The organism is Ursidibacter arcticus (assembly GCF_009761375.1).
Classification (GTDB): domain Bacteria; phylum Pseudomonadota; class Gammaproteobacteria; order Enterobacterales; family Pasteurellaceae; genus Ursidibacter; species Ursidibacter arcticus.
On sequence record NZ_LEKM01000087.1, the window covers coordinates 1 to 258 of the forward strand.

Annotated in this window: 1 pseudogene; it reads left to right on the forward strand. The window is 37.6% G+C overall.

The features are described 5' to 3' along the window. Window positions 1-258 (forward strand): annotated as a pseudogene (locus A1D25_RS01950) (ShlB/FhaC/HecB family hemolysin secretion/activation protein); the annotation flags it as partial.

Here is a 258-nt window from a genome sequence, read left to right on the forward strand (position 1 = left end):
GATCTTGATCCGGCAAATAATGCGTCAGCATTAACCGTATCAGGTTATGCTCCATTTGGTAAAACGCGTAGCTATATAGCAGTAGATAACTACGGTAGTAAAGAGTTTGATTATGCTCGTTTAACTTTAGGTCATATCAATGCAAACTTAACAGGCAGAGATGATGTGTTAAGCGTAAGTGGCTTAACTAACTTCCACGAGCCTAAAAAATCTTATGCGTTAGGCGTAAATTATAACTTACCACTTTATGAACAACAC